The sequence below is a fragment of the Leptotrichia buccalis C-1013-b genome, from assembly GCF_000023905.1.
GTDB classification, from domain to species: Bacteria; Fusobacteriota; Fusobacteriia; order Fusobacteriales; family Leptotrichiaceae; genus Leptotrichia; species Leptotrichia buccalis.
The window spans coordinates 1443613-1469615 of the sequence record NC_013192.1; the positions used below are offsets into that span (position 1 = coordinate 1443613).

General features: G+C 30.0%; 18 protein-coding genes. 3 read left to right on the forward strand and 15 right to left on the reverse strand.

Annotation, left to right across the window (positions count from 1 at the left end; translation table 11 throughout):
* Window positions 1-39 precede the first annotated feature (39 nt).
* From LEBU_RS06750 to LEBU_RS06820, 15 genes are all read right to left on the reverse strand, one after another.
* On the reverse strand, window positions 40-2319 hold the full coding sequence (locus tag LEBU_RS06750) for a DUF5682 family protein (protein WP_015769593.1): 2280 nt from the start codon (window positions 2317-2319) through the stop codon (window positions 40-42).
* Window positions 2320-2333: 14 nt separating this feature from the next.
* The gene (locus tag LEBU_RS06755) at window positions 2334-3434 is read right to left on the reverse strand and encodes an ATP-binding protein (RefSeq protein WP_015769594.1); all 1101 of its coding nucleotides are present in this window, start codon (window positions 3432-3434) and stop codon (window positions 2334-2336) included.
* Between the two features lie 3 nt (window positions 3435-3437).
* Window positions 3438-5354: a hypothetical protein gene (locus LEBU_RS06760; RefSeq protein WP_015769595.1), complete on the reverse strand. Its 1917-nt coding sequence runs from the start codon at window positions 5352-5354 to the stop codon at window positions 3438-3440.
* A 23-nt stretch (window positions 5355-5377) separates the two neighbouring features.
* Complete coding sequence (locus LEBU_RS06765) at window positions 5378-6784, reverse strand: SWIM zinc finger family protein (protein WP_203415724.1); 1407 nt, start codon at window positions 6782-6784, stop codon at window positions 5378-5380.
* Window positions 6785-7053: 269 nt separating this feature from the next.
* A complete protein-coding gene (locus LEBU_RS06770) occupies window positions 7054-7509 on the reverse strand; it encodes a hypothetical protein (RefSeq protein ID WP_015769597.1) in 456 nt (151 codons plus the stop codon).
* Window positions 7510-7758: 249 nt separating this feature from the next.
* On the reverse strand, window positions 7759-8277 hold the full coding sequence (locus LEBU_RS06775) for a PTS sugar transporter subunit IIA (protein WP_015769598.1): 519 nt from the start codon (window positions 8275-8277) through the stop codon (window positions 7759-7761).
* A 255-nt stretch (window positions 8278-8532) separates the two neighbouring features.
* Window positions 8533-9129 (reverse strand): tetratricopeptide repeat protein, encoded by a 597-nt coding sequence (locus tag LEBU_RS06780; RefSeq protein WP_015769599.1) that lies wholly within the window; start codon window positions 9127-9129, stop codon window positions 8533-8535.
* Window positions 9130-9149: 20 nt separating this feature from the next.
* Window positions 9150-9845, reverse strand: a complete 696-nt coding sequence (gene rph / locus LEBU_RS06785; protein ID WP_015769600.1) for a ribonuclease PH — start codon at window positions 9843-9845, stop codon at window positions 9150-9152.
* Window positions 9846-9865: 20 nt separating this feature from the next.
* Window positions 9866-11110 (reverse strand): serine hydroxymethyltransferase, encoded by a 1245-nt coding sequence (glyA, locus tag LEBU_RS06790; RefSeq protein ID WP_015769601.1) that lies wholly within the window; start codon window positions 11108-11110, stop codon window positions 9866-9868.
* A gap of 61 nt (window positions 11111-11171) precedes the next feature.
* Window positions 11172-12155: an MlaA family lipoprotein gene (locus LEBU_RS06795; RefSeq protein ID WP_015769602.1), complete on the reverse strand. Its 984-nt coding sequence runs from the start codon at window positions 12153-12155 to the stop codon at window positions 11172-11174.
* Between the two features lie 3 nt (window positions 12156-12158).
* On the reverse strand, window positions 12159-13457 hold the full coding sequence (locus LEBU_RS06800; RefSeq protein ID WP_015769603.1) for a hypothetical protein: 1299 nt from the start codon (window positions 13455-13457) through the stop codon (window positions 12159-12161).
* A gap of 113 nt (window positions 13458-13570) precedes the next feature.
* Window positions 13571-17200, reverse strand: a complete 3630-nt coding sequence (gene smc / locus LEBU_RS06805; protein ID WP_015769604.1) for a chromosome segregation protein SMC — start codon at window positions 17198-17200, stop codon at window positions 13571-13573.
* 28 nt (window positions 17201-17228) lie between these two features.
* Window positions 17229-18515, reverse strand: a complete 1287-nt coding sequence (locus tag LEBU_RS06810) for an exopolysaccharide biosynthesis polyprenyl glycosylphosphotransferase (RefSeq protein WP_015769605.1) — start codon at window positions 18513-18515, stop codon at window positions 17229-17231.
* Window positions 18516-18596: 81 nt separating this feature from the next.
* Window positions 18597-20255, reverse strand: coding sequence for an AAA family ATPase (locus LEBU_RS06815; RefSeq protein WP_015769606.1), 1659 nt, complete (start codon window positions 20253-20255; stop codon window positions 18597-18599).
* Window positions 20236-21363 carry an acyltransferase gene (locus LEBU_RS06820; RefSeq protein ID WP_015769607.1) on the reverse strand — a complete coding sequence of 376 codons (1128 nt, stop codon included), beginning with the start codon at window positions 21361-21363 and terminating at the stop codon, window positions 20236-20238. The genes LEBU_RS06815 and LEBU_RS06820 overlap by 20 nt, the downstream gene beginning before the upstream one ends.
* Window positions 21364-21658: 295 nt before the next feature.
* Between LEBU_RS06820 and LEBU_RS06825 the strand changes: the two genes are divergently transcribed.
* Genes LEBU_RS06825 through LEBU_RS06835 form a run of 3 tightly spaced genes read left to right on the forward strand, consistent with a single transcriptional unit; the run spans window position 21659 to window position 25983 of the window.
* Entirely contained in the window at window positions 21659-22453 is a 795-nt protein-coding gene (locus tag LEBU_RS06825) for a class I SAM-dependent methyltransferase (protein WP_015769608.1), read from the forward strand.
* A gap of 41 nt (window positions 22454-22494) precedes the next feature.
* A complete protein-coding gene (locus tag LEBU_RS06830) occupies window positions 22495-24231 on the forward strand; it encodes an ABC transporter ATP-binding protein (RefSeq protein WP_015769609.1) in 1737 nt (578 codons plus the stop codon).
* A 12-nt stretch (window positions 24232-24243) separates the two neighbouring features.
* A complete protein-coding gene (locus LEBU_RS06835; RefSeq protein WP_015769610.1) occupies window positions 24244-25983 on the forward strand; it encodes an ABC transporter ATP-binding protein in 1740 nt (579 codons plus the stop codon).
* Window positions 25984-26003 lie beyond the last annotated feature (20 nt).

The window sequence follows — 26003 nt, forward strand, 5'->3', positions numbered from 1 at the left end:
ACCTTATTTTCAATTTTTCTTTCAAAAAATTATTTTCAATCAAATATCATCAAAATCAAATTCTTCTAATCCTGCAATTATTTCTTTCTCATTTTCTCCCAAATCATCATTTATTACAGCACTTACATCATTTTTATTCAAGCCCCATATTTCTGCAATATTTTCTGCAATATCATGCTTTTCATTTGAAGTAAAATCAGCAAAAGCTCTTCTTAAAAATAATAATGCTCTTTTAAATTCTTCCTCATCTAAATTTGAAATATAATTTTGGAGTTTTTTCCAAAGTCCAAGTCTTGCAATTAAGGTGTAATGATTTTTCATCGACAGACCTTCAAACCAAGTTGCCCCTAAATCTGCGGGAACTCCTTTTGACAATCTTTTTTCGACTTCTTTTCCAAGTACTTCATTATCAATTTTTCCAGCTTCCAGTAATATAGCCATTGCAAGTCCTGAGATTTTTGTATTTAAATCGTCTCTCTTTGAAATTTCTAAAAGAAGTGAATACCATCTTTCTCTATCTAAAAAATCATAATTTTCAACTACAGTATGCATTATCATTATACTTTTAGCTAGTTCTACTGCTGCATTATTGTCGCAAAAAGACTCGCTTGGTAATATTAAGCAAACTCTTAAAAATAGTTGCTCAAGAATAGGGATCAGAACTTTTGTGTCTAATTTTCTGATATCGCCATAACGAAGCATCAGTGATAAAGTCGACATTGTCTTGGCTATTTCATCAATAGGGACGTCACCTGTTATGAAATTTTGTAACGCTTGAAACGCTTTTTCTAGTGCTTTTGGCATTCCGCAATAGAAGGCATCTTTCACTATTTCTGCCATTTCTGACAATGTTTTTGCACCTTCTATTCTTTGCATCAATTCAAAAGCTGTTGCAAATTCAATTGTATCTCCTTTTAAGATTGTTTCCACAATTTCAATTTCTGTTTCTGGTTTCCATTGTAAAATCCATTCTTCTGCCCAAGTTGTATTTTCTTGGCGATTCCCAATAAGTTTTGCAAACGAAATATTCAAAACTCTTAATTTATGAAAAAAGAATGAACGTTCCAAGTCCATAAATGCTAATTTTTCTGATTGAACCCTTAATTTTTCCCTCAAATCTAATTTTATTTCTGTCGCTGTTAATGAACGATATTTTTCAAGTTTCAATTCCTTCAATAAATTATAAAAATCAGACTGTATTGACGTTTGAATAGCTTCCTTTGGAATACTTCCTATTTTTTTCCCAACTTCAACATTCGCCATTGCTAAAACTAGTTCTGAGTAGCTTCCGTGTGCCATACAAGTAATTGCTGCATCTTTTATATCCTTTAACGTCGGTATTTTCCCATCGTGCAAATTTGCCAATGAAGTTGCTAGATGGACTGCCTCTATAATTTGAGCTGACGATATCATATTCCCATTTTCCCTTTGATATTCTGCAATTTTACTTAAATACATATATGTCGCAAAAAGTGAGTCTCCTTTTTCTAAACCATTCCACAAAAATTCATAATACCCTGGTGCCTTATTTCCAGCTCCATAATTTGAATAACTCGATAGTTTATAGTAAGAATAAGGCATTAACGTTTTTTTAGATTCTAATTTTGGTAATTTTTTAATTTCCTTTTCAGTTAAAATCAATTTGCCACTTTCTATTCCTTCAACATGAAAAGCCCCAACAACCATAGCAATCTCATCCATTTTGTAGCCTTCTTTACACACATCAGAAACGACTTTACACATGTACGACTCTCTAATAATATTTTTCGCATCAGACACCGTATTTGATAAAGTCAACTCCCTCAAATATTTCCCATAATCTCTTGCTCCACTACGATATGCCCTATAATCAGAAGCCTGTTCCACTACTCTTTCCCAAAAGACTTCATCATCTGAATCTTCCGAATATTCATTAATTTTTCTATAAATGTAGGCATTCAAATTTTCCTCTGGATTCTCATCTAAATTTTTCTTTACACTTTCTACACCTAAAAAAATTGAAGATGGCAAATCACAAAATCTACACTCTACTCCATTTTCCTTTGCCCATAAAATAGCTTGATATTCTGGAGAAAACTCTGCAAATGGATATACTATTGTCTGGATAGGCGCTTCTAAAGTGTAAGCCATTACGGCAATTGGCGGAACAATATTTTTTCCAGTAATTTCGCTAATAAGGTCATTGAAATCAGAAGGCCCTTCTATCAAAACGATTTTTGGCTGTATTTCATCTAAATAATTTTTCAAATAATGTACTCCAGCTGGTGAAAAATGCCTAACTCCGAATATATTCGGTTTCCCTTCATTTTGTTTTTTCATTTATTCCACCGCCTTTATTTAGTAGCTTTGTTAAGTGCCTTACATTCTTTATAAAGATCCAGCCATTCTGAACCTCGTTTTTTCATAATATTTTCCAAATATTCTTCCCAAATTTGCCCATCTTTACTATCTTCTTTTACTACAGCTCCCTGCAATCCTGCCGCCAAGTCATAATCTGATATCTCTCCATCCCCAAAACTTCCAGCCAACGCCATACTATTCGCTAAAAGTGAAATAGCTTCTGCAGTCGATAACACATTTGCAGTCGGCTTTATCTTTTGTCTTCCATCTAACGTAACACCTTGACGCAATTCTCTAAATACTGTACAAACTTTTTCAATAACTTCCTCTTCAGGCAATTTCGCATTCAAATCCAAATTTCCTGCAAGTTGCGTAACTCTACTTCTAACAATATCTATCTCTGCTTCAAGGGTATTTGGACTTGGCAATACCACAATATTAAAACGTCTCTTTAACGCCGCCGACATCTCATTAACTCCCTTATCACGAGTATTCGCAGTTGCAATAATAGAGAACCCTTTTTTAGCTGGAATTTCTACATTCAATTCAGGCACACTCATTCTTTTTTCTGACAACAAAGAAATCAACGCATCTTGCACTTCTGACGCACAACGAGAAATTTCTTCCACTCTAGCAATCGCCCCATCTTCCATCGCTTTATAAATCGGACTTGGTATCAACGCATCTTTTGTAGGTCCTTCTGCAATCAACATCGCATAATTCCAAGAATATCTAATTTGCTCTTCAGTCGTTCCCGCTGTCCCTTGAATAACTCGAGTTGAATCTCCATTTATCGCCGCCGTCAAATGCTCCGACAACCAAGATTTTGCAGTTCCCGGCTCCCCAATCAGAAGCAATGCCCTATCCGTAACCAAGGTCGAAATTGCAATCTCAACCAATCTTTTATTCCCAATATATTTAGGTGTTATCACTTTTCTTCCAGCTTTACCTCCACAAATATATGTCAGCACTGATTTAGGTGACATTTTCCATCCAGTAGGTATCGGATTTTTTTCTGCCTTAATTAATGCATCAATTTCATCTTGAAACATCTGTTCTGCTGTTAATCTTTGTAATTCTTCTTTTTTAGCCATTTTTTACAACTCCTTCACTTTCATTCCATTATTTAACTTTTCTAGCCATTTTTCACATAAATTTATAGACACTCTTTTTGTTTTTTTATCCATTTCAAATAATTCTTCAATTTGATTTATTAATTCACTTTCAGATATAGGAACTTCATTTAAAATATATCCTATTGACCTTACTCTATTATGTAATTTAGGTGCATTTTTTTCAATATCTATTTTTCCTTTAAGAAAATCTTTATAATCTGTCCATCCTAACTTATTTAAAAACTCTATATCTTCACTATAAGGAATACGAGAAAGAATAATATTATAGTAAAATGCTCCGTATTTTTCTTTCATTCCCTTTATATCTGGATTATATAAGCTCTTTAAATCTCTATGATATGAACTGTAATAATTCCAATTTGTATAGAAATCATCTTCAATATTAAAGATTATATTATACCATTTTTTATCAAAACCATTTAACTTTATTTTCATAACACTATAATCATTTATATTTTGCCAATATAAAATATATTCTTTATTTTCTTCATCATAGTGAATATGAAAAATTACATCAAATAATGTACTAAAATCCTCTTGAACTTTAGCTTCTTCCTTATTTTTAGAAATTTTATTATTAGCAAAGAAGGTATGAAATAATTTTTTTATTCCTTTTTCATCTTTTCCTGCTCCTGCAAATTTAGAAAAATTCTTATATGTAGTTTCAGGTTTATCTTTAATAAGTGAAATTAAAAATTCTTGTTCTAAGAACTCTCCTTCATATACTTTAGACAGTTTCTTTATTAAATTCGTAATTTCTTTATTTATTTCAGTTACTATGTAATGGCTTAAAATTCTTTTTACAGCAGCTTTATTATAAGGATACAGTTCTTGGTATAATGATAAAGTTTTTTCTGTTCTTTTATTTGAACTAACTGAACACAATTCTGCAACCTCTTCCTGAACTTTTCTTCTTTCTTCTTTTGTTTTTAATGTTTTATTTTTTAAATCTTCTGTATATTCTTTAATATAATTGTTAATATAATCTGATACCCATTGTTGTTCTGTACCTTTTAAATATTCAATATTTTCAAATGGCTTTTTTCTAAAAAATTTATCCCACTCTTTTTTGACTCTCTCATCATCCATATACGCAAGACTTTCAAACACTTTATTTTTCAATTTTCCACGTTCTTTTTTCATTAAATCTAAAAGATAGTCAACATTATCCTGATTATATGCCAAAGCTCCAATTGCAACTTCTTTCACTTCTTTTCCACCATTTTCAACACAATATTTGTAAAAATCATTTTCCTCGCCTTTACAAATATCCACAATAATTTCCAATCGAGCAACCATTTCCTTTTTACCTTGGGGATTAAATCCTTCTTTCAATAACGGAACTATTTCTTTCCCCTGTTTCTTTAACATTTGAATCATTAAATCTATAATTCCAGAATAATTATCATTAAGTCCGTTTATCATAAATTTCTTCACTCTAAAATCACTCACTATTTCAGGATTATCCCATCGCAATGTCGAATCAATAACTCTGAAACGACCACCGCCAGTTCCTTTAAATGCAGCAATTAATTCACTCAACTCACTGTAATGAAGTTCTTGATAAAAATTTTCTTTTCCAGCAGTCGTTTCTATTTTTTGCAAATTATCACCTGAATAAGTTGTCGCTTGGGTACAAAGCACCGCATCAAGCAAAGCCAACAAATCTAAAAATAAATCACATTTATCTTCCTCATCGCCTTCAATCAATTTTTGCCCCATTTCATAAATTTGTTTAAATACTTTGGCAGCCGAAGCATATCCCTTCATTTGATCAACAGCTCTTTGCAAACGAAAATCATCTTTCACCAAATTTATCCCAACGATCGCCACATTTTCAAGCCTGTTCTTCAATTCATATAACGGTTCTAAATTCATTTTTGCTCCTTCCTAAACTCATTCTAAAATCCAAAACGAATAATTTTATCATCAGTTACAATACTTTGTGCTTCAGCATAAATATTTCTACCTTCATAAAATAATTTTACGAACATCACTTGATTTTCCAAACATTCATTTGGCAAAAGCTCATAAAAATTCTCTGAAAATACCTTGTTTTTTGTATGCTTAAGTTCTATCATTCTTTTATTTTTATCAACTAAAATATACTTTTTCGTATCTTCCTCTTTAACAAACATAATTTTTTCAAATCCTAGCAGTAAAGCCACTTCATTATTTGCCAAAATATTTTTAAGCTCATTTTTAGCTATTTTTACAGCCTGTTCTATATTTTGAGCATGCTTTTTTATCTTTTTACAACAAGAACTTTCAATCTTATCAAAACTAGCCGCATCCCATCTTATTCTCTTATTAACACCACCTGGATAAAAAGTCAATACAGGCACTGTCAATAACGAAAAGTTAGAATTTTCCTGCTTGATATATTTCATTGCCGAACGAGGTCTATAATTAGCAGTATATGACACTTCCCCTCTTTCCAAGTCAATCCAGTACCCACGATCTGTAAAAATCTTACTAGCCTCATCATAATTTACTTCAAACGAAAGCTGCACCAATCTCACATTTTCCCTTTTCAGCCCCAAATCATTCAACTGAGTTAACTTCCATACGCCTCCTAAATCCTCATACAACGTATTATCTGTCAATTCTGTATCATTCTTTTCAAGTTGCTCATTCAAAAACTCTCTTCCTTTTTTCTCAATCGCCCTCAACTTTTTCAAACATTCTAAAGCTGTCTGATAATGTATCTTATCCTGATCCTCTTTATATGCCTGAATTTCCAAAAGTAGCCTTTGAAACAAAACTTGTGGTCTTGGCAAATAATAATCTCCCAATTGCTTTACAATATCTCTATACTCTGTAATCGAAATGCTTCCCATTGCAGAAAGTCCAACTTTCAATAATTGCGAACTTATTTTCTTTATCAAATCTAGCCCTTCAAGTTGCTTTTTAATTTTCTTTGTTCTAGCTGCTTTAGATGTCTTTGAGGGAGATTTCTTTTTAGTTTCCTTTTCCTCGTTTGCCTTTTTAGCCTTCGATTTTTCCTTTTTTTCTCTCTTTGCTAAAATATCTTCTGGTATTTCACACTCCTCAAATTTTTCTTCTTTCAATATCTCAAATAACAAAGCTAATCCATGCTTACAAGGAAATTGTCTGCTTGGACAAGTGCATCGTGTAACAGGATTTTCCTCATCAATAAAATCTACTGAAACCGTATAATTCGATTTTCCGCTTCCTTTACATTCACCCATATACAAAGTATCATCAGCAGAACACCATAATCTCAAAAATGCTCCTTTATCGCAAAGTTTTTTTGCATTTGAAATCGCCGAAGCATTCGGAGCCATAGCAAGAATTCTACTCTCCTCTAATTTCTTCACAATACAAACCTCCTTCTTTTTTATACAAAATTCATTCAATTTTTTATTCAAATTTTTAAATCATTTAGTCTTATTATATCATAATTTTTTTATAAACTAAACTCTATTTAAAATTATATTTTATAATATTCTCTGTTTAAAAAGCAAATATTTATTTTCATTAAGAACTTGAATATATTTTTGCTAAATAAAAAATCGTTGCTTTTTATCACAACGATTATTTTAAATGTTTTATTTTAATAATTATATTCCTGAATTATTTTTCCATCTTCTCCATACTCTTTTTGCAAAAATATTTTTCCATTTTCTAAATGACTTTCCATTTCCAATTTTCCAGTCTTAGAATTATATCTCCAGATAATTCCCGTTTTATTAGCCAAACTTTCTTTTTTTACAATTTCTCCTGTATTTATATCATATATTTCATAATATTCCACATAATCTTTAAAATCATCTGGATTACTAAATGGATGAAAATTATTTTTCTTTCTCAAAGTAGATTTTCTATAAAGTTTTCCATTATCATAATATTCTTCCATTTCTCCAACAGGTCCACTTTGATTATATTGTGCAGAAAATTCTAATTTACCAGTTTTTGAATCTCTTGCTTCAAATTTTACCATTCTTCCATTTTTTATTTCAAAAGTTAATGTTCCAGAAATATCCAAATCATCAACATAAAGATATCTCAATATAAATACTCTAAACGAAACATTTGTGTTTTCACATTTGTAAATGCCGTTTTTAAAAGGAATATTTGTTTTTCCAGTATATGGATTAAATTTTAGTCTTTTTCCTTAAAAAATCCTATAATTTTGTCTCATCAGCCGCTTCTTCTTTTGAATTTACCTTTTTTCAAACAAAAAATCTCTAAAAAAGCAGGAATTTTCCAACTTAAATAGAGATTTTTTTGATTTAATTAAAATTACTTTTCATTAAAACTATTTTTGAACATTCAATACAACTGTTTCTCCTGCAGTTGCAGCTCCTGATTCAACTGGATTTAATGAAGCATAATCTTCATAATTTGAAATAATTACTGGCGTGATAATTGATTTTGCATTTGCTTTTAAGAAATCATAATCATATTTGATTAATGGATCTCCTGCTTTTACTACTGCTCCTTCTTCAGCGATTCTTTCAAATCCTTTTCCTTCCAATTGAACTGTATCCATTCCAAAGTGAACGAAAATTTCAATTCCAGCAGGTGTTACAATACTAAAAGCGTGATTAGTATCAAAGATTTTTTCTACTCTTCCAGAAGCTGGTGCTAACATTACACCTGACGCTGTTGGTTCAATAGCGATTCCATCTCCTACCATTTTTTGAGCAAAAACTTCATCAGGTACTTCTGATAAAGGTAAGATGTTTCCTGAAATAGGTGCTACTACTTTCCCTTCAAATTCTTGTTTAGTTTCATCACCTTTATTACCTTTTTTGAATAAATCAAATAATCCCATTTTAATTCCTCCAATTTATTTATTTTTATTTCAAATATCTCATTTTTATGTTACCACATATAATCAAATTAGTCAAATTTTAATTTAAAAATAAATAATTTTTCTTCATTATAATTTGATACAATAAAAACATTAAATATACTAAAAAACTATTTTAAAATCAGACTTAAAACTTATAATTGTTTTACGCAAATCTTAAATTTGGTTAATTTTTGTTAATTTAATTTTAAAAAAATTTACTAAATTTCTGCTGGATTACATGTTTCCCTTTAAAATTTTCAAATTCCCCTTTGCATGCTTATCTCCAAGTGCCGCAGCTTTTAAAAACCATTCTTCAGCTTCTTTGAATTTTCCTTCACCTGCTAATATCATTCCTAGATGATTCATTGCATTCGCATCATTTTTCCAGGCTAAATGTAAATAAATATCCTTTTCCTTTTTAGTCTGATTAGTTTTGTTGTAAAATATTAATAAATTATTTCTTGCACCTTCACAATTTTTTTCAACTGCTTTTAGATAATATTCTTCCGCTTTTTCATTTTTTCCATTTTGTTCATATAAGACCGCAAGATTGTTTAAGGCATTCAAATCTCCATTTTTAATTGCCATTATATAATATTTTTCCGCTTTTTTAGAATTATTTTGAGTAGCATATAAATATCCAAGATTATTGGCATATTCATAATCTCCCGCATCAATTGCCTTTAAAAACCATTTTTCCGCTTCTTTATTTTGGTAACTGTTCTGAAAAATAAGTGCTATTTCATTCATTGCCTTTGTATCACCAGCTTGTATTCTTTTCATATACTCATCCAGTAACTTATCCATTCTATTTTTTTTCAATATGTTCACCTGCCTTAACCTAAAGTTTTTTATAACTTAAACAATTTATCAAAGGCATTTTTTGATAATTCAATAAATTTTAAAAGTTCTGTTTGTGTAAAAGTCGCTTCTTCCCCTGTTCCTTGAAGCTCGATAAATTCACCTTTATCATTCATTACGATATTCATATCCACATCTGCTCTTGAATCTTCTTCGTATTCTAAATCAAGAAGCAGTTCATTTCGCACCTTTCCAACACTTATTGCCGCAACTTTAGCTTTAATTGGCATTTCTTTCAGCTTTCTCTCATCAATTAATTTTTCTATTGCTAGTTCCAAAGCTAGATATGCTCCTGTTATTGAGGCAGTTCTTGTCCCGCCGTCAGCCTGAATCACGTCACAATCAATCATTATCGTTCTTTCTCCCAATTTTTCCAAATCTATTGTCGCTCTTAAAGCTCTGCCAATTAGCCTTTGGATTTCCATTGTTCTTCCAGAAAGTTTTCCTTTTGTTGATTCTCTTTGAACACGTGTGTTTGTAGCTCTTGGTAACATACTGTATTCTGCTGTTATCCATCCAGATCCGGTTCCCCTCAGCCATCTCGGTATTTTTTCTTCAACAGTTGCATTACAGATAACCTTTGTATTTCCAAATTCAATCAGAACTGAACCTTCAGGATGAATAATATAATTTTTAGTTACTTTTACTTCTCTCATTTCGTCATTTTTTCTATTATTATTTCTCACATTTTCTCCTAAATATTCGCTTATTTTCCTTTATAAAGTGGAAATCTTCCTGTTAATTCTGTAACTTGCTCTTTTACTTCGGAAATTTTTTCGCTATTATCTATGTTTCCTAATACAGTCAATATAAATTGTGCCACTTGTTTAGTTTCTTCTTCTTTAAACCCACGAGCTGTAATTGCAGGTGTTCCAAGTCTTATTCCACTTGTGACAAATGGTTTTTCAGGATCATTTGGAATGGCATTTTTGTTACAAGTAATTCCAGCTTCTTCAAGTTTTGCTTCAGCCAATTTTCCTGTAACTCCCATTGGACGTAAATCTACTAGCATTAGATGATTGTCAGTACCACCACTTACGATTCTAAGTCCACCTTTTACAAGTTCTTCAGCCATAACTTTTGCATTTTTAGCTACTTGTTCCTGATATTTTTTAAATTCTGGACTAAGAGCTTCTTTAAAAGCAACAGCTTTTGCAGCAATTATATGAACTAATGGTCCGCCTTGTATTCCTGGAAATATTGTTTTATTCACTTTTTTAGATATTTCTTCATTATTTGTCAAAATTATTCCACCACGAGGCCCTCTTAATGTCTTATGAGTTGTAGAAGTTACAACATCTGCATATTCTATTGGATTTGGATGAAGTCCAGCTGCCACAAGTCCTGCAATATGAGCCATATCAACCATCAAATATACCCCTATTTCATCAGCAATTTCCCTAAATTTTTTAAAGTCAATAATTCTCGAATATGCACTTGCTCCTGCAACTATCATTTTAGGCTTTTCTCTTAAAGCAATTTCTCTAACTGCTTCATAGTCGATTAATTCAGTTTCAGGATTTAATCCGTATTCTAGACCGATATAATTTTTTCCTGAAAAATTTATTTTATAACCATGTGTCAAATGTCCACCTGCACTAAGGCTCATTCCCAAAATTTTATCTCCAGCTTCAAGAAGTCCCACATAAACTCCCATATTAGCTTGTGAACCTGAATGCGGCTGAACATTTGCATATTTTGCTCCAAATATTTCCTTTAATCTCTCAATTGCCAAACTTTCCACAACATCAGCATTTACACAACCACCATAATATCTTTTCCCTGGATAGCCTTCAGCATATTTATTTGTAAACACTGACCCTGCTGCTTCCATTACCGCCTTTGAAACAAAATTTTCTGATGCAATAAGCTCGATTCCTTCTTCTTGCCTCTTTTCTTCTTCCACAATCGCATTGTACACTTCCAGATCTACATCTTTTACATAACTCATTTTAGTTCCTCCTGCTCTTATTTTTTATTATTTATTTTAATTAGCTTCATACTTAAAATTTTTATTTTATAATTCTTATTTTTCTATAATTATAATAAAGTGCTTTTATCAAATCATACTCAAAAGGCGAATTTAAATCCCCGTATCTCATACTCAACATAGAACGGGCATTTAACCCTGTAACAATCGGTCTTGTACTTCCATAAATATTTTTATCAAAAACTCCTGTATCAAAAAACAACTTGTCTTCAACTAGACCTCGCACTGCTCCTTCTCCTAAAGTATCTACTGCCGTTCCAAATGCATCTCTTAAATTACTTGGACCAAATACAGGTAAAATTAAATATGAACCTCCTCTTACGCCATAATGCCCTAGTGTATCTCCCATTGTTTCAGGATCTTTTTTCATTCCAAATTTTGTAGCGACATCGGCTACTCCCAGAACTCCCACAGTTGAATTTACAAAAAATCTTCCAAGTGCATTTACTGCTTTTCCAGGTTTTAATTGTAATACTGAATTTACAAATGTAGGTATTTCATTAAAATTATTATAGAAATTTGAAATTCCTTTTCTAATTGGTTTTGGGACAACTGCTGAATAGACACGTGAAGCTGGGTAAAGTACTTTTCTATCAAGTTGTGTATTAAAAGCATACATTCTTCTATTAAGAGGTTCCAATGAATCTTTTATTCCTGTCAGCTCAAAAACTTGGCTGGAAACAATGTAATCTTCATCTAATTCTTCCAAATTTGCTGCTAAAATCCCATAATTATCCTGTTCAAAAGCAACATATTTATTCTCATCTTTTTTATTTTTTTTATTAGTTTTTAAGTTTGTATATGAAACCACGTCAATATTTTTATCTGGCGCTTTTTCATTTTTCTCTTCTGTAAATTCTATAAAAATATCATCATTTGCTTCTTTTTCATTTTCTTCAATAAATACCGCTGTATTTTCATTTTTCAAGTTTTTAGCTTTAGCTTGACCAACTGTTGCAATAATAAGCATAGTTCCAAATATTAATAATTTATTTTTTCTTGTCATATTTTAGTTTTCCTCCAATTTATCTACCATTAATTTTGACACATCTTTATGCCATAACACTCCTGTATGCCCACCAAATGGTATTAAAACTCTATTTGAAAATGTTTTCTTTATATAATCCAAATCTTCATCTTCAAGTAAAATATCATCCGTTGAAGTTATAAATACAATATTTTTATTATTTTTATCTATAAAACTCTGAACATGTCTTAAATCAAACTCGTTTACAAAGTCATCCAAACTTAAATCAGGATTTTTATTTTTCTTTAAATACGGATATAAAATCTCTGTTGAGTATTCATCAAAAGAAACTGACAATCCTTCCTTAAATTCTTCTGTAACCGAATCAAATCGTTTATAAGACTTTTTATGAGAAAGCCGACCCACAGCATTTTCTCCACTAAATACTTCTCCAGCAAAAGTCATATTTGCTGAATAAAATCTGAACATTAGCCCTATCAGCACTTCAAAATCCTTTTCTCCAAGTCCTAATTTTCCTAACGATGTTTTAAGATCTGAAAATTCTATATCTTTTATCCTTATTGATTTATCGTACATAAGTTTACTAAATATTGTATCTAAATATTTTTCCAAACTTCTCGCATCATATATTCCATTTTTTACTAAGAAATCATCTAATTTTCTTGTAGAATTTAAAATACTAACTGGTGAATTTAATAAAAGTGATTTTTCTATCCCAATTTTTCTATTATTTCTATCATCCATTTCATGAATTAATATCGACTGGAATCCTCCTAGACTATAACCTCCAGTATATATTTTATCAATCTTCATTCCATTATTTTTCTCTTGTAAAACAGCCTTTTGTATTAAACTATATAGTTGTTCTGTTTCATCCTTTATATATCCAGCATATCTATTTTTACTTTGACTAACTATGTACGGCATTGTGGTAGGTGAGCTGAATGTAATTACATTATAACCCCTATCATAAAATACATTTGCTATATATAGTGATAATCCACTGCTATAGAGTGATCCTGTTCCTGAAATCAAAATCATAAGCGGCGCCTTTTTATTTTGTGTCCAAACACCATAATCATAATCGCTCCATTGTCTTAATATTTCAGGAATTTTCTTAGTCGTTTTAAATTTTCTAACTTTTGGACCTTTTGCATTTTTAAACTGATAATGTTGATTAGCTGGCGTTCCAAGAACTGTTGCCATTATTGCGCTGTCTTTGTATGGATAATCACTTGCTATCTGTGAAATATCCGTTTCAGAAAAGCCAATAATCGAAAACATCAGTATTACTGTTAAACCTAATATTTTTTTTAACATTTCTTTACTCTATGTGAAAATTTTCCACATTACTCCTTTCTTATTCAAAAAAATAAATTTTTTTATTATATTTTATCAAAAATATCAAAAAATTACCAGTAAAAAAGAAAAAATTATACATCCACCGATACAATCTTAGTTTCCCCAATTTCCTTATTCATCGTAACCCCATAAAGCCTGTGAGAACCTTTCATCGTTTCCTTGTTATGAGTAATCAGGATAAACTGTGACTTATCGATAAACTGGTGCAATAATTCCACAATTTTTTTTGTATTTTTTTCATCTAATGCCGCCTCTATTTCATCAAAAAATGTAAATGGGCTTGGCTTAAACATAAAGATTGCCATTATAAACGAAACTGCCAGCATTGATTTTTCCCCACCTGAAAGCAGCAGCAAAGTCTGTTCAGGCTTATTTTTATATTTTACGCTAAGTTCCAGACCTGTCGTTAAAAGATTTTCTGGATCAGTCATCTTAATTATTCCCTTTGCACCATTCAGAATTGTTTCACACATATACGCAAAATTTTTATTTATTTCTTCGTAAGCCACCAAAAATTTACTTGTAACTTCCTGTTCAATTTCCCGTATAAATCCAAACAATGCTTCCCGGCTTTCCAGCAAATCCTTTTTTTGAGCCACAATGTTCTGATAATGCTCATTTTCATGCTCAAATTCTTCAATGGAAGCTAAATTAACTGCCCCTATGTCATTACGATTTTTCTCATTTAACGATAATTTTCTTTTCGTTGTCACCAGTTCATTTTCATTAGCAATTTCAAAATACTCTTCGTTATTCAAAATTTCTTCATTTTCCAGTTCATTAAATTCAGCTTCCTGATTCTTTAACTCATTTTCATTCTGGACAATTTTTTCCATTAATGCTTCATAATCCTTTTGACTTTTAAATATTTTCAATTCAGCATCCTTTACTTCGCTAATAAATTTTATCTCTTTTTCTTCGATTTCATAAATATTTTTTTCAGTTTTCTGAATTTCATTCTGAATATTTTCAATAATTACTTCACTTTTCCCAGTTTCACTTTTCTTATCCGATATTTTTTTCAAAAGCTCATTTCCCAGTAATTCTCTTTTTTTCTGAAATTCATCCAGTTCCAGCTTTTCATTCAGTAATTTCTTATAATCAGATTCAATTTCTGCAAAACGATTTTTATTATTATCCGTTCTAACTTTCAAAATTTCATAATCTCTATCGGCAATATTTAATTTCTGAATAAATTCGTCAATATTTTCAAAATTTTTCAATTCTTCATTCAAACTTGTCATTTTTAGATTATTTTCTTTAATATATTTTTCAATATTCTGAATTATTTCAAAATTTTCCTGTATTCTTGCCTTTTTTTCTAAAATAAATTTCTCACTTTCCAAAACTTCATAATTCAAAGTTTCAATTTCCCGCTGTTTCCTGTTAAATTTCATACTAAAATCATTATAATTTTCATTAAAGTTCTGATATTCATTTTTAAAATTTTCAAATTTTTTCTCAAATTCTATTCTTTCAGATTCAATTTTTTCTCCTTCTGAAACAATTTCTAATAATTTTTTTTCAAATTCTTTTAAATTCTTTTTATTTTTTTCAATTTCACTTTCCAGATGTTTCAATTCCTTTTTTCGCTCCAGAATTTCATCCTTCCCTTTAAACGAATGCCCGCCAGTCATTCTCCCACGGGAAGTGATAATATCCCCCTCAAGTGTAACAATCCTGTCATTAAACCCCTTTTTCAAAAGCTCTGTTCCAACTTCCAGATTCTCTACAATAACCGAATTTCCATACACAAACTGAATAACTTTTTCTATATTTTTATTTACAAATTTCTTATCAGCTTTCACAATATTTCTTGCAAAATCGATAATTCCATTTTTTCCTTTTGTATTTAAAATTATATTTTGACTTTCTTCCTCTGACATTTTATTTTTTAAATTGTTTTTCTGTGAAATTTTTTCAATTTTAGGTAAAAAATCATTCATTTTTGAAACACGAATGTTTTCAATTGGCAAAAATGAAGCTCTTCCCAGCTTTTTTTCCTTCAGAATCCCAATACATTTCTTCCCAATTTCACTATCTTTTACAACAATATCCTGAAACATTCCGCTTGATAAAGTCTGCACCGCTTCCTCAAATCCCGCTGGAATATCAATCAAATTAATAAATGCACCAATTACTCCATCAATTTTTTCATTCAGGATGTACTTTATGCTTCGGTTAAAAGTTTCATTTTTTTCAAGTGCATTCGCAATCGCCTTATGCTTGACTTCAGAACTTTGAAGACTATAGCTGATTTCATTCTTTTTATTATTAATTCTGGAATATTCTTTTCGTAATTCATCAGTTTTTTCCCTTAATTTCTGAATTTTTACCTCATTTTCAAGTTTTTCCTTTTCTTTTTCAGATTTTTTATTTTCAATTGTCTGTTTTTCCTGATTTATCTTGTCAAATTCTATTTCTAAGGACTTTTTTTCGTTAATAAGCCTTTTATTTTCAGATTTTGCTGATAAAATTCTTTTTTCCAAATCTTCATTTTCCCCAGAAATTTTTATTTTATCCACTTCAAAATTAGAATTTTTTTGTGTGCATTCTTTTAGTTCAGATACTATTTTCTCATTTTTTCGTTTAAGCTCTCCAACTTTACTTTCCCACTCAGATTTTTCCTTTTCCTTTGAAAATAAATCTTTTGTTATTAATTCAAGCTCATTTTTAGAATTTTTTAGAATTTCCTCTTTTTCCGCAATGTCCTTATCCAAAATATTTTTTCTTTTAGATTTTTCATTTGCTTCAGTTTCTAAATTAGAATTTTGATTAACTAGCTTTGAATATTCATCTTTTAAATTTTGAATATTTTTTAAATTTTTTCTATTTTCATTTTTTTTATTTTCTAAATTTTTATGCAATTCTTCCTTAATTTCAATCATTTTTTGAAGTTCATCTTTTTTATGTAAAAGATTTTTTTCGTTTTCTTTCAATAATTCCTTAATTTCCTGATTTTTTTCCTCATATTCATATTTTAAGGAAGTTTTTTCATTGACATTGTATTCCAGCACCATAAACCGCTGCAAATCAATCTTTTTCGTATAATCTTTAAAAAGTCTTGCCTTTTCCTGCTCCTTTTTTAAATAATCAACCCGCAGTTTCAAGTCCTTTTCTACATAATCAATTTTTTCAATTTCATTTTTCAAGTCCTGCAGCTTTTTTTCAGAATCTTCCTTTTCAATCTTAGCTCTTTTGACTCCAGCCGCCTCTTCAATAATCTCTTTCAGCTCCTTAGACGAAGAACTAATAATTCTCTCCACACGCCCTTGCCCAATTATTGAATAAGCCTGCTTTCCAATTCCTGTATCCATAAAAAGATTATGAATATCCTTAAGCCTAGACTTCTTATTATTTATCAAATACTCATTTTCCCCAGTCTTAAAAATTCTTCGAGTAATCTTAACTTCCGAAAAATCCACATCCAAATATCTATCCTCATTATCAATAATAAGACTAACTTCCGCCATAGACTTTGGCTTTTTATTCTTTCCGCCAGAAAAAATAATATCCGAACTCTCTTTCGCCCGTATATTCTTATAACTCTGCTCTCCCAAAACCCACAAAATCGCATCCAGAATATTACTCTTTCCACTCCCGTTAGGCCCGACAATCGAAGTAATCCCATTATCAAACTCCACAACAGTTCTATTTGCAAACGATTTAAACCCTGTCAGCTCCAATGCTTTTAAGTACATCTTTTTCTCCTAAAATTTGCTTTTGATTTTATCTCCCTTTTCCAAAAATCACAATCGTAACTGTCTTTAACAATATTTTCATATCAAAAATAATGTCATGATTTTTTATATAATACAAATCATACTGCAATTTTCTGTAAGCATCCTCAATACTCGCCCCATATGGATACATCACCTGTGCCCACCCAGTAAGTCCCGGTTTTACAGTATGTCTTAAATTGTAGTACATAATTTCCTTTTCCAGCTGCTTTATAAAAAATTCCCTTTCTGGACGCGGCCCTACAAAGCTCATTTCTCCACGTAATACATTCCATAATTGTGGCAATTCATCAATTCTTGTAAGACGCATAAATTTACCAAATTTTGTGACACGGTTGTCATTTTTGGTTGCCCATTTTGGTCCGTCTTTTTCCGCATCAGTTGTCATTGAACGAAATTTTACTATTTTAAACGGCTTGTTTCCTTCCCCAATTCTTTCCTGAATAAAGAATATCGGCCCTTTTGACTCTAGTTTTATTATTATTGCAGCAATAATCATAATCGGAATTACACAGACTCCAATTAAAAGTGCAAAAATTATGTCAAGAATCCGTTTTGCCTTCAAGTTAAAGCTGTTATAATAAATTTCAAAACCTGTATTTTCCAAGAACCATTTTGGGCTCAAGTTTGAAACTGGCAGTTTATTTTCATACATTTCGTAAAATTCGAGGTAGTTATAATATTGCATTCCGCCAAGTTTATACTGCAAAAGTTTATCCACAAGTTTTGTATCATATAAAAGATTATTTGTAAAATCCACAATTATGTCAACTTTTTTATTTTCACATAGATTCAATAATTTTTCTGTTAAAATATCCATATTTTCTTCTTCTTCTTTTAAAAAGTCCGATAATTTATATTGACGATCTTTCTTTATGCTTTCTAGCAAATCATCTGTATATCCATTTTCTCCAATAAAAACAATTCTTTTCTTTTCGGCTAATCCAATCATTATAATATAACGATATATAATCTGAAACATTGTAATCAGCCCAAATAAAATTATTGCCTCATTTAAAATAAACAAATGTAAAAATAACGTTATCACAACAAGTATAAAATTAATTCCAACAACAATCACAATATCTCTTAACCTATATCTGCCAGTCATATTATAAACATTTGCCACATAATAAATTATCATTGAACACACAATTACAATTACATTTTTAAATCCAAGCCCACGATTTATAAGTAGCAATCCTACTAAATACATCACAATTGTCAATATCCCAAACAAATAGGAATAATTTTTTTTCATTCCACTTACTGCCATTCTAAACTACACTTCCTTTTTTTATTTTTTCTTAAAAATATACTCAATTACTAAAATCTTCATCATTTTTACCAAAAAAATTTATTTTTCCATTATTTCATATTTCATCTTAATTTTTTTTCTATAAAACGCAAGTCCAACACAGACGATTCTGTCTGTTCCTCTATTTCTTAATTCCACATCGTACTCTTTCTCTTTTATCTGCTCAAATCCAGCTATTGCATAATTTTCCAGCTCATCTTCATTATTTACAGCTTTAAATTCAAATATATACGCTGGATTTATTTTATTTTTAGGTTCTAAAACTAAATCTGCCCTTCCGTAGCCACTTTCTCTTTCTGATAGTCTAATGTAGTCATTTGCGAGTATTATAAATATTCCGATTAAAAATATTTTGTAATACTTTTCATCTTTTTCTGTATCAAAATAACTAAGCGAAGAAAGTATTTCATCTTGAAGTCCCTTTGCAAATTCTTCGATTTTTCCATTTTTTAAATTCTCTACAATATTTGAAAACTGTGTATAATTTCCAACAAATCTATCTATAAAAGTTTTTCTAAAAAAAGTCTGTATTTCTTTATTTGGAAGTCTTAATGGATAAAGTTCGCCCTTTTTCTCCCCGTCGGTTGTCAAATATCCGCTGTACAAAAATAATTCCCATATATCACTTGCATTAAATACATATTCCATATACTCATTTATTGCCTTATAAACTGTTTTCCCAACAAAAAGTTTTTCCAGGTCTTCTATTACTTTTTTATCTGCTTTCCCTAACAAATCATATATTGTCTTATTGCCTGAAACTCCTATCCAGTAGGGACGTAATTTTTTTTCATCCAAAAAGTTAATAATTGACCAAGGATTATAAATTTCAGTTTCTCCAAACTGATAACCGTCATACCATTCCCTAACATCTTCCATCTTATATTCCAGCCCATAATATTTCACAGCCTCAACAACTTCATTTTCAGTAAGTCCATAATACTCTGAATATTTTTCACTAAAGATATTATTTACTTTCAAATTATTTAATCCTGAAAAAATTCCTTCTTTTGCAATTCTCAATATTCCAGTCATAATTCCAAACTGTAAATACTCATTATCTTTCATTGCATCTCCATAAAACTTCTTAAAAAAAGAAATTGCCTGTTTATAATATCCCTCCTGATAAGCCTGTATTATCGGCGTATCATATTCATCTATCAGCACAACAGCTTTTTTCCCATAATATTCATACAAATATTTTGTCAACGCTTTCAACGAACCTTTCCAATCTGCTATATCTTTATTAAACCAGACATTATCAAAATAAAATAATTCCCTTTCATCCATATCTTCTCTTATGAATTTAAATTCATCATACATATTACTTATTAATTGTCTAATTGCAATATAGGAATTTTCCCAGCTAACTTCTTCCATGTTCCTAAAACTTATATATATAACAGGATATTGCCCTTGCTCCTGCATGTGTTCACTTTCAGAAATACTTAATCCTTCAAATAATTTTCGGTTTCCTTCTTTATTTTCTATATCAAAAAAATATTTAATCATTGACATATTAAGGGTTTTTCCAAATCTTCTTGGACGTGTGAATAAGTTTACTTTTGCTCTGTAGTGTAAAATATCTTCAATTAGCTTTGTTTTATCAATATAATAATAATTATTTTCTATAATCTCTTTAAAATCAGACACCCCTATTGGCAAAGGCTTTCTATTTCTAGTCTTTTTTTCCGCCATATTTCTCCCTCCATTTATTCATTCCAGCTAAAAAATTATATATTCCATCTAATATTTCGCTTGTAAAAAATGATAGCAAAAATACTATTAAAAACGTAATAATTATATATAAAAAATAATTCATTCTGGACTTTAATATTCTTTCACAAAAAAATAAAAAAATCGGATGAATTAAATAAATATCGTAAGTTTTTGCTGATACAGATTTTATAATTTCTTTTACTTTGCCTAAAACTTTTTCTCCATCAAAAACATTTACAATATAATCATAAAGAAAAACTGTGGCTGTAAATACACTAAGTGAATGATAATCATAAAAATAATCAAAAAATTTTCCACTTGATTTTGTAAATATATAAGTTAAAAAGATTGTTAGTGATACTGTTATTAAAAAAACTGTATATTTTTGCCATTTTTTCATATTCAAAGGCTTTTCTGCAAGTAAATAGCCAATTAAGAAATAACCCACATATTGCCCAGCTGGAGAATATACTTTTATATTTTTCTTAAAAATCACATTTAGAAATGGTACTAAAATCATAAATATTATCCACACAAAAACTAAGTAATTAATACTTTTTCTATCAACTTTTGCCACAACTTTTCGTAAAAATGGCGTTATCAAATAAAGCGACAATATCATATAAATATACCACAAATGATAGTAAATTTTCCCTTGAAAAAAGTTTGAAAAAAAATTATGATAACTTTCTTTCTGAAAAAAAATTGAAATCATAGTCTTATAAGTTGATTTTCTAAAAAAAACTGAAAATAATTCATTATCTTTAACATCTTTAAAAATTATTGTAAATATAAAAAAAATAACAGAATATACAAAAAACTTGGGCAGAATTTTTGCAAATCTTTTTTTAAAAAATATTTTCACATCCTCATCTTTTCTCAACAGAAAAAATCCACTAACCATAACAAATATCGGCACACACATTCTGCTAAATGAATCTGCAATATTTGCCATCATCCATCTATTTCCAGATATTTTCCCATAATTATATAACTCACTTGCAACAATATGAATAAATAAAACCATACTAATTGCAGTACATTTTAAAATATCAAAATTAAAAAATCTGTCCTTATTTTTTTCCATTCTATAAATCTCCAAATTTCTCAGATTCTTTCAATAAAACATAATTAATTTTACCATAGTTTAAGGTAATTTTCAATTGGTTTTACCTTTGCAGTTTTTATGTAAAAATGAATTTAAAAATAATAATTATTCTATTCGAATCCTAAATTTATTTAATTTTGACAGCCTAATAAAAATTCTTACTTTTTACATAGAATTTACTTTATTTTGATATTAAAAATTTGCATTTTGAATAAATATGGGTATAATTTTATTAGATGATTTGTAAGTCAAAATATTTGAGGAGGAAATAAATATGAGAATAAAATTAAACAATGTTTCTGAAACTATGCTTATTACTTTGTATATGCGGGCAACCGATGCTAAAAGCGAAAAACCGATTTTGAATGACAAAAAATCTGAAGAAATAATTTCACAGATAGATTATGATTTTTCAAAATTTAAACATGCATGGGCTTCCTACTATGGTGTGCTTTCACGTGCAAAAATGATGGATAATGAAGTAAAAAAATTTATGGAAAAATATCCTGATTGTGTGATTGTGTCAATTGGCTGTGGACTAGACACTAGATTTTTACGAATAGATAACGGAAAAATAAGATGGTACAATCTTGACTTGCCAGAAGTTATTGAAAAACGAAAATTATTTTTTGAACCTAATGAACGAGTTACAGATATTGCAAAATCCGCATTTGATTCAGCGTGGGTAAAAGATATTAAGCTGGAAGGAAAAAAATTACTTATTATTTCAGAAGGTGTATTAATGTATTTTGAAGAACAGCAAATTAAACAGTTCTTGGAAATATTGACTGATAATTTTGATTCTTTTGAAGCACAGTTTGACTTGCTCTATAAAGGAACTATTAAAATGAGCAAAAAACATGATACCTTAAAAAATATGAAAGTAAAATTTAGTTGGGGCGTGAAAGATGGAAGCGAAGTTGTAAAATTGAATCCAAAATTAAAGCAAACTGGACTTATTAATTTTACTGATGAAATGAAACATCATCTTCCTGGCTGGAAAAAATTGTTTATTCCATTCTTTTACATTTTTAATAACAGACTTGGAATTTATACTTTTGGAAAATAGAATTATTCTATTTTCTTTAATAAAGGAATGGAGGAATTATTATGAAAGAATTGAAATACTTGCTAAGTTTATCTGGTAAACATAAGATGAAGTTGATTTTTTCAGCAATATTCAGTATAATCGGTACAACATTGTCTGCTGTGCCTTATCTTCTTGTGTATCAGATTGTTTTGGAGCTTTTTAAGGCGAATATTGATTATTCAAGAATAAAGTTCTGTGTTTTTATTGCGATATTTTTTATAATTGTAAAAATAATTATGCAAATTTTATCAGGGGTATTTTCACATATTGCGGCTTTTTCGATTTTGTATAAAATTCGAATTGATTTGATTGAGCATTTGTCAAAACTGAATATGGGATTTTTTAAGAAAAATATGTCTGGAAAGCTAAAAAAGATTATTAATGAGGATATAGAAAAATTGGAACTTTTTATTGCACATCAGATTCCAGATTTATCTTCAGCTCTTGTAACTCCGATAATATTTTTGGGGATTATGATTTACTTTAACTGGAAATTGACACTTGTTTTATTTATTCCAATTATTTTGAGCATAATGGCACAGGGAAAAATGTTTCAAAGTTATGGAAGTCGTGTTGAACATTATTACACTCTTCTTGCAAACTTAAACGCTACTATTATGGAATACATAAATGCAATGAACGTTATGAAAGCATTTAATCTTACTGCTAAATCATTCAAGGATTATCGGGATATTACTCAGGAATATGCAGATTACTGGATTGAGCTTACAGAACTAAGTGTGCCGTTTTACTCGATTTTTCTCTGTCTAACTGATTCGGGCCTGCTTTTCATTATTCCAGTTGGTGGACTTATGCTGTTTCATAATCAAATTTCAGTATCTGTGTATATTTTATTTATTTTGATGAGTACAATTTTTTTAAGCTCATTAAAGGCATTATTTGACTTGGCACACCATCTTTCAGCATTAACTAAAGGACTAGGGAAGATTATGGAAATTAATGGGGAACAGGAGCAAAAATCGGGAAGTGTAAATTTTCCTTCTAATTTTTCAGGTTTTATAAAATATGAAAATGTAAATTTTGCATATAAAAATAAAAATGTTATAAATGACTTTTCCTTGGAAATAAAGGCTGAAACTTCAACTGCACTTGTAGGGCCTTCTGGCTCAGGAAAAACAACGATAGGACTTCTGCTTGGAAGATTCTGGGATATAAATAGCGGGAAAATAACGATTGATGGAACTGATATTAAGGATTTTGCTTACACAGGATTGGCTGACAATGTTTCGTTTGTTTTTCAGGATACATTTATGCTTCACGATACTATTTTTGAGAATATAAGAATGGGAAAGGATTATTCGCTGGAAGAAGTGGAAAATGCTGCAAAAAAGGCACAAATTCACGATTTTATAATATCCTTACCTCAAAAATATGAAACTGTGATTGGAGAAGGCGGGATTAAATTAAGCGGTGGGGAAAAACAGAGAATTTCAATAGCTCGTGCCATTTTAAAAAATTCTCCAATTATCGTTCTGGATGAAGTTACTTCCTACTCCGACATTGAAAACGAAGCCAAGATTCAGGAGGCTTTGCGTACTTTATTAAAAGGAAAAACTGCCATTATCATTGCTCACAGGCTTTACACAATAAAAAATGCCGATAATATCGTTGTAATGAATAAAGGACGTATTACCGAGCAAGGTACTCACAAGAAGCTTCTGCAAAATAAATCTGAATACTGGTATTTATGGAATTTATATAGCGATAATGATTTGATGGAAAATAAGGAAATCTAGGGGGTGCAGATAATGATTAACGATATTAGAAATATAAAAACTCTTGCTGGAAATAAATATAAAAATCTTAAAAAGCCAATATTTTTTCTAACAATAGATTCTATATTTTATATGATGAACTATGCAATGTTTTATTTTACAATTATTGATTTGATGAATAATAATTTTACGATGAAAAAGTTGATAATCTATACTTTTATTATGATTTTTGCAATCATTTGCAGATTTGTATTAAATCGTATTGGATATATTGGAATTCAAAGTGAAGGGGCTAAAATTATTCAGGATTTGAGAATCAGGATGGGGGATCATTTGAGAAACTTGAATCTGGGATACTTTAACAGTCATAACATTGGGAACATTATTAATATTATGACAAATGATTTACAGGATTTTGAGCAGGTTATAACTCACAGCACATCAGAAATTATAAAGTTATCCATACTGACAATTTATCTTCTGTTAATTATATTTACAATTTCTCCCCTACTTGCCATACTACAACTAATAATCTCGCTGACTGGATTAATATTTGTCATTCTGGGAACGAAAAAAGGTGCAAAAATAGCATTGAAAAAAAAGCATACTATGGATAATGTTGTTTCACGTATGGTGGAATATATCGCTGGAATGGAACTTTTTAAAGCATATAATCTGACTGGGGAAAAATTCAAAAGACTAAAGGACAGCTTTAATGATTTGAAAAGGGAAAGTATAAATACTGAAATTGCTCTTGCCCCCTATGTTATGATTTTTCAGCTTATTACGGATATTTCCTTTGCCTTGCTTCTGCTTGTGTCTACACAACTTTTTATGGCTTCTTCTATTAATAAAGTTGAATTTTTTTCATACATAATTATTGGGCTTTCACTTTCAAACGTGCTAAAATCCTTTTCGACACAATATACTTTTATCCAATACTTGAAACTTGCCACAGATAAACTGATAAATGTGCATAATGAAAAGGAAATTTCCTATGAACTTGAAAAAGTTACTTTACCAAATTACAATATAAAATTCCAGAATGTAAGTTTTTCTTATGAAAAAGATACTCCTGTTCTAAAAAACATCACTTTTGAAGCAAAACAGGGGACAAAAACTGCCCTAGTCGGCTCGTCAGGCTCTGGAAAAACAACTGTTACCAGCCTTATTGCAAGATTCTGGGACTGCCAGTCTGGCGAAATTACCATTGGTGGAATAAATATCCAAAAAATATATCCTGAAGAGCTGCTTACAAATATAAGCATGATTTTTCAAGATGTCTACTTGGTAAATGACACTTTTGAAAATAATATAAGGCTTGGAAAACCAAAGGCTACAAGGGAAGAAGTAATAAATGCGGCTAAAAATGCCAATTGCCACGATTTTATAATGGAAAGCGAAAATGGATACGACACTATAATTGGAGAAGGGGGCTCTACTTTATCTGGTGGAGAAAAACAGAGAATTTCAATCGCAAGAGCTTTATTAAAAGATACCCCAATTATCCTAGTCGATGAAGCCACAGCCTCACTTGATGCCGACAACGAACACGAAATAAGAAAATCACTAAGTATTCTTACAAAACACAAGACTGTAATTACAATCGCTCATAAACTCAACACAATAAAGGATTATGACAAAATTATAGTTATGTCCAACGGAATAATCGAAGAAATTGGAAATCATGAGCAGCTTATGGAAAATAAAAGGCGATATTACAAAATGTATACTGAAATGGAAAAGGCACAATCAGAATTTGAATTAATTTAATATAAAATATACCCAATCTT

Coding starts and splice junctions, on each gene's coding strand:
- LEBU_RS06750 (WP_015769593.1), bottom strand. CDS start 2,319: ATGAAAAAACAAAATGAAGGGAAACCGAATATATTCGGAGTTAGGCAT.
- LEBU_RS06755 (WP_015769594.1), bottom strand. CDS start 3,434: ATGGCTAAAAAAGAAGAATTACAAAGATTAACAGCAGAACAGATGTTT.
- LEBU_RS06760 (WP_015769595.1), bottom strand. CDS start 5,354: ATGAATTTAGAACCGTTATATGAATTGAAGAACAGGCTTGAAAATGTG.
- LEBU_RS06765 (WP_203415724.1), bottom strand. CDS start 6,784: ATGGCTCCGAATGCTTCGGCGATTTCAAATGCAAAAAAACTTTGCGAT.
- LEBU_RS06775 (WP_015769598.1), bottom strand. CDS start 8,277: ATGGGATTATTTGATTTATTCAAAAAAGGTAATAAAGGTGATGAAACT.
- glyA (WP_015769601.1), bottom strand. CDS start 11,110: ATGAGTTATGTAAAAGATGTAGATCTGGAAGTGTACAATGCGATTGTG.
- LEBU_RS06795 (WP_015769602.1), bottom strand. CDS start 12,155: ATGACAAGAAAAAATAAATTATTAATATTTGGAACTATGCTTATTATT.
- LEBU_RS06800 (WP_015769603.1), bottom strand. CDS start 13,457: ATGTTAAAAAAAATATTAGGTTTAACAGTAATACTGATGTTTTCGATT.
- smc (WP_015769604.1), bottom strand. CDS start 17,200: ATGTACTTAAAAGCATTGGAGCTGACAGGGTTTAAATCGTTTGCAAAT.
- LEBU_RS06810 (WP_015769605.1), bottom strand. CDS start 18,515: ATGGCAGTAAGTGGAATGAAAAAAAATTATTCCTATTTGTTTGGGATA.
- LEBU_RS06815 (WP_015769606.1), bottom strand. CDS start 20,255: ATGGCGGAAAAAAAGACTAGAAATAGAAAGCCTTTGCCAATAGGGGTG.
- LEBU_RS06820 (WP_015769607.1), bottom strand. CDS start 21,363: ATGGAAAAAAATAAGGACAGATTTTTTAATTTTGATATTTTAAAATGT.
- LEBU_RS06825 (WP_015769608.1), top strand. CDS start 21,659: ATGAGAATAAAATTAAACAATGTTTCTGAAACTATGCTTATTACTTTG.
- LEBU_RS06830 (WP_015769609.1), top strand. CDS start 22,495: ATGAAAGAATTGAAATACTTGCTAAGTTTATCTGGTAAACATAAGATG.
- LEBU_RS06835 (WP_015769610.1), top strand. CDS start 24,244: ATGATTAACGATATTAGAAATATAAAAACTCTTGCTGGAAATAAATAT.